Source organism: Pseudogracilibacillus sp. ICA-222130 (genome assembly GCF_037892545.1).
Lineage (GTDB): Bacteria > Bacillota > Bacilli > Bacillales > Amphibacillaceae > Pseudogracilibacillus.
The window spans coordinates 1-3,926 of the sequence record NZ_JBBKBG010000060.1 but is presented as its reverse complement, the minus strand read 5'-3'; the positions used below and the strand labels follow the sequence as shown (position 1 = coordinate 3,926).

The 3,926-nt window shown below is 39.4% G+C and carries 5 protein-coding genes; 1 reads left to right on the top strand and 4 read right to left on the bottom strand.

Annotation, left to right across the window (positions count from 1 at the left end; genetic code table 11):
* Positions 1 to 329, top strand: a 329-nt coding sequence (locus tag WKT09_RS13525) for a hypothetical protein (RefSeq protein WP_340416535.1), incomplete at its 5' end; no start/stop codon positions are given.
* Here WKT09_RS13525 and dhaM read toward each other — a convergent pair.
* The 4 genes from dhaM to glpK are packed head-to-tail and all read right to left on the bottom strand — an operon-like array spanning position 285 to position 3,832.
* Positions 285 to 674, bottom strand: a complete 390-nt coding sequence (gene dhaM, locus WKT09_RS13520; RefSeq protein WP_340416534.1) for a dihydroxyacetone kinase phosphoryl donor subunit DhaM — start codon at positions 672 to 674, stop codon at positions 285 to 287. The genes WKT09_RS13525 and dhaM overlap by 45 nt on opposite strands.
* Positions 667 to 1,299 carry a dihydroxyacetone kinase subunit DhaL gene (gene dhaL, locus WKT09_RS13515; protein WP_340416533.1) on the bottom strand — a complete coding sequence of 211 codons (633 nt, stop codon included), beginning with the start codon at positions 1,297 to 1,299 and terminating at the stop codon, positions 667 to 669. Before dhaL ends, dhaM begins: the two co-directional genes overlap by 8 nt.
* 13 nt (positions 1,300 to 1,312) lie before the next feature.
* The gene (gene dhaK / locus WKT09_RS13510) at positions 1,313 to 2,314 is read right to left on the bottom strand and encodes a dihydroxyacetone kinase subunit DhaK (RefSeq protein WP_340416532.1); all 1,002 of its coding nucleotides are present in this window, start codon (positions 2,312 to 2,314) and stop codon (positions 1,313 to 1,315) included.
* 21 nt (positions 2,315 to 2,335) lie between these two features.
* Positions 2,336 to 3,832 carry a glycerol kinase GlpK gene (gene glpK, locus WKT09_RS13505; RefSeq protein WP_340416531.1) on the bottom strand — a complete coding sequence of 499 codons (1,497 nt, stop codon included), beginning with the start codon at positions 3,830 to 3,832 and terminating at the stop codon, positions 2,336 to 2,338.
* Positions 3,833 to 3,926: the final 94 nt, after the last annotated feature.

Below are 3,926 nucleotides of genomic sequence, written 5' to 3'. Positions count from 1 at the left end.
CAACGGAAAAAGTACAGGAACTTGCGGAATTACGCCATATATTCGCAAGTGAAACGGAAAAAGTACGCGAACTTGCGGAATTACGCCATATATTCGCAAGTGAAACGGAAATATTACGGGAACTTGCGGAATTGTGCCATATATTCGCAAGTGCAACGGAAAAAGTATGCGAACTTGCGGAATTATGCAATATATCCGCAAGTGCAACGGAAAAGTTAAGCAAACTTGCGGAATTACGCCACATATTCGCAAGTGAAACGGAAAAAGTACAGGAACTTGCGGAATTATGCCATATTATTCGGTGGAAATCCTGCTTCCAATGTCTCTAATATTTCTCCCAATGTTTTCCCCATGCTCGCTTCCACCGCAGCAATGTAAGATCCTTCTACAATTGGCGCTTCAGCGATGACAATTTGATCATCAGCAAGCATCTCTAAGACGACTTCAGCATTCATTTTGGCACTACCTAAATCATAAAACAAAAGAACCCCGTCACCCTTATTTGCAGCATGAATAGCAGAGGAGATTTTTCCCATCGTTGTACCAATTCTTCCATCCTCTGTTCCTGCTGCTAATTCAATTGGAACTTCTTGGATTACCTGTTGAATCAATTCTTTTACACCACTAGCAATTTGAGTACTATGTGAAATTAATACGATACCTACATTAGCCACGTTGACACGCTCCTTCTTCTAATGTTTCCGCGAGTGCTTCAAATATAATATACGAGGAAGCTGCGCCAGGGTCAATATAGCCTACCGATTTTTCTTTAAAGAAACTTGCACGTCCTTTTGACGCAGCAATATGTTCGGTTTTATTTCGTGCCTCTTTTGCTGTCTGAATGATAGTACTTGCATGTAAAGCCCCGTCCTCTTGTAATTTTTCCACGACAGGTGCCCAAACATCAATCATCGTTTTTTCGCCAACTTCTGTACGACCACGTTTTTTCATACCGACAACCGCTTCATTCAATGCTTCTATAAACATTTTTTCTGTTACTATTGTTTCCCCTTTTACATGTAAAGACATACGCAAAAAAGCTGTACCGTATAAAGGTCCTGCCGCGCCACCTACTTTTGACATAATTGATAAAGCACACGCTTTTAGCATACTAGAAACTGTATCATAGGATGTCGTCTCGAGCATATTTACTGTTGCTTGAAAACCTCGTTCCATGTTTACACCATGGTCTCCATCTCCAATTGGTTGATCCAATTTCGTTAAATAACATTTATTCTCAGCTATTTTTTCGTTTATTTTTTTTATCCAACATGTTATATGCTCTTTCGTAATTTCCATTTATTTCACCCTTTTATGAACGAACAAAGAAATTTTTCGCATCAGATGGAGCATCTAATAATTCCTTCCATGCCTCATCTAACTTTAGCAATGTCACAGAACAACCACCCATTTCGAGTGCTGTCATATATTCGCCGACAAATGCTCGATATATATTGATTCCTTTTTCTCGTAAAATTTTCTCTACCTCATATTGCATAATATATAATTCCATTTCAGGGGTTGCGCCGAGCCCATTAATAAGCACAGCGACATCGTCCCCACTATGTATCTCTATATCCGCAAAAATTTTATCCAACATATATGTCGCAATTTCAGCTGCAGACATCATTTTTCTTCTTTCAATACCAGGTTCCCCATGGATTCCAATCCCAATTTCTAACTCATCTTCTTTTAATGTAAAAGTAGGTTCTCCGACTGCTGGAATCGTACAAGGACTTGTTGCAACACCAATCGATCGAACATTTTGCACAACTTGCTCTGCTACTTCCTTTATTTCTGCTAAAGACGCACCTGTTTCAGCTAATGCTCCAATAATTTTATGTACAAAGACTGTCCCAGCGATGCCACGTCGGCCAACTGTATATGTACTATCTTCCACCGCAACATCATCACGCACGATAATTTGCTCTACTTGAACACCGTCCATTTCAGCAAATTCACGCGCCATTTCAAAATTCATGACATCGCCTGCATAATTTTTAATAATTAAAAATACACCGCTTCCACTATCGACCGCTTTAATCGTCTCATAAATATCTGCCGCACTTGGAGAAGTGAACACCTCCCCAATTACAGCTGCATCTAACATCCCTTTACCAACATAGCCTGTATGTGCTGGCTCATGTCCACTTCCGCCGCCACTAATGATTGCGACCTTTCCATCTGTTGGTGCATTTTTCCGAGTAATGACATGTTTATCTTCCAGTCGTTTATATAAATGTGGAGATGTAGCAAGCATCCCTTCTATCATATGATCCACAACGTGATTTGCTTCATTTATAATTTTCTTCATCTTGCCCACCTCTTTCATAATTTATGACGTAAAGATACGCGTCGCTTCTACCGCCTTTTTCCAACCTGTATACAATGTATCTCGTTTTGATTCTTCCATCTTACATTCAAATGTATGATCTTTTTGCCATAATTGTTCAATCATTTCTTTACTTTCAAAAAATCCGACTGCCAGACCTGCTAAATATGCTGCACCGAGCGCTGTTGTTTCATTTATACTAGAACGGTCGACCGGTACATGCAATAAATCACTTTGGAATTGCATCAATAAATCATTTTTTACGACACCACCATCCACACGGAGTGATTTTAATTTCATTCCACTATCTTTCGTCATCGCATCGAGTACATCTTTCGTTTGATAGGCTAAGGACTCCAATGTCGCGCGAATAAAATGTTCTTTCGTCGTTCCACGTGTTAGACCAAATACAGCACCTCGTGCATCACTATCCCAATAAGGTGTTCCTAAGCCAACAAATGCTGGAACGACATATACACCGTCTGTCGAGTCTACACGTTCTGCATATAACTCACTATCAGCGCTATTTTTAATCATACGCATCCCATCACGTAACCATTGAATCGCTGACCCGGCAACGAAAATGCTACCTTCTAAAGCATATTCAACTTTGCCGTCCAATCCCCAAGCAATGGTCGTTAAGAGTCCATGCTTCGACTTTACCCCTTTTTCTCCCGTATTCATTAACATGAAACAACCTGTTCCATATGTATTTTTTGCCATGCCAGATTCAAAACATGTTTGCCCAAATAATGCTGCTTGTTGATCTCCCGCAATACCAGCAATTGGTACTTCTGCACCGAAGAAATGGTAATCTACCGTATGTGCATATACTTCTGAAGAAGAGCATACTTCTGGTAACATGCTTTTTGGAATCGTTAAAATATCTAGTAATTCATCATCCCATGTAAGGTCATAAATATTAAACAGTAATGTTCGTGATGCATTGGAATAATCTGTCACATGTGCTTTTCCACCAGATAATTTATAAACAAGCCATGTATCAATCGTGCCGAATAAAAGGTCTCCTCGTTCGGCTTTCTCTCTAGCTCCCTCTACATTATCCAGCACCCATTTTACTTTCGTACCAGAAAAGTAAGGGTCTAATAATAATCCTGTTTTATCTTGAAATAAAGGCTCAAGCCCAGCTTCTTTTAATTCATCACAAATACTAGCTGTTTGGCGTGATTGCCATACGATTGCATGATAAATTGGTTTTCCTGTTTCTTTATCCCAAACGACCGTTGTTTCACGTTGATTTGTAATACCGATTGCTTCTATTTGTGTTGGACGTATATCAGCTTTTCGTAATACACCCGCAATACATGCGAGAATGGACGTCCAAATTTCATTCGCATCATGTTCAACCCATCCAGGTTCTGGAAAAAATTGCTGAAATTCATGTTGTTCAAATGTAACAATTTCTCCCTTTTTATTAAATAAAATCGCTCGTGAACTCGTCGTTCCTTGATCGAGCGCTAAAATATATGTTTCGTTCATTTTTTTCATTCTCCTCTATGTCGCGACGTTTATTTAACCGCTTACTTTATTTTAACAAGTAATCGATTCGTATGCCAATAGGAAAACTAACTAG

Bases quoted from the DNA above. Each gene is read 5' to 3' on its own strand.
- dhaL (WP_340416533.1), bottom strand. From the start codon at position 1,299: ATGGAAATTACGAAAGAGCATATAACATGTTGGATAAAAAAAATAAAC.
- dhaK (WP_340416532.1), bottom strand. From the start codon at position 2,314: ATGAAGAAAATTATAAATGAAGCAAATCACGTTGTGGATCATATGATA.
- glpK (WP_340416531.1), bottom strand. From the start codon at position 3,832: ATGAACGAAACATATATTTTAGCGCTCGATCAAGGAACGACGAGTTCA.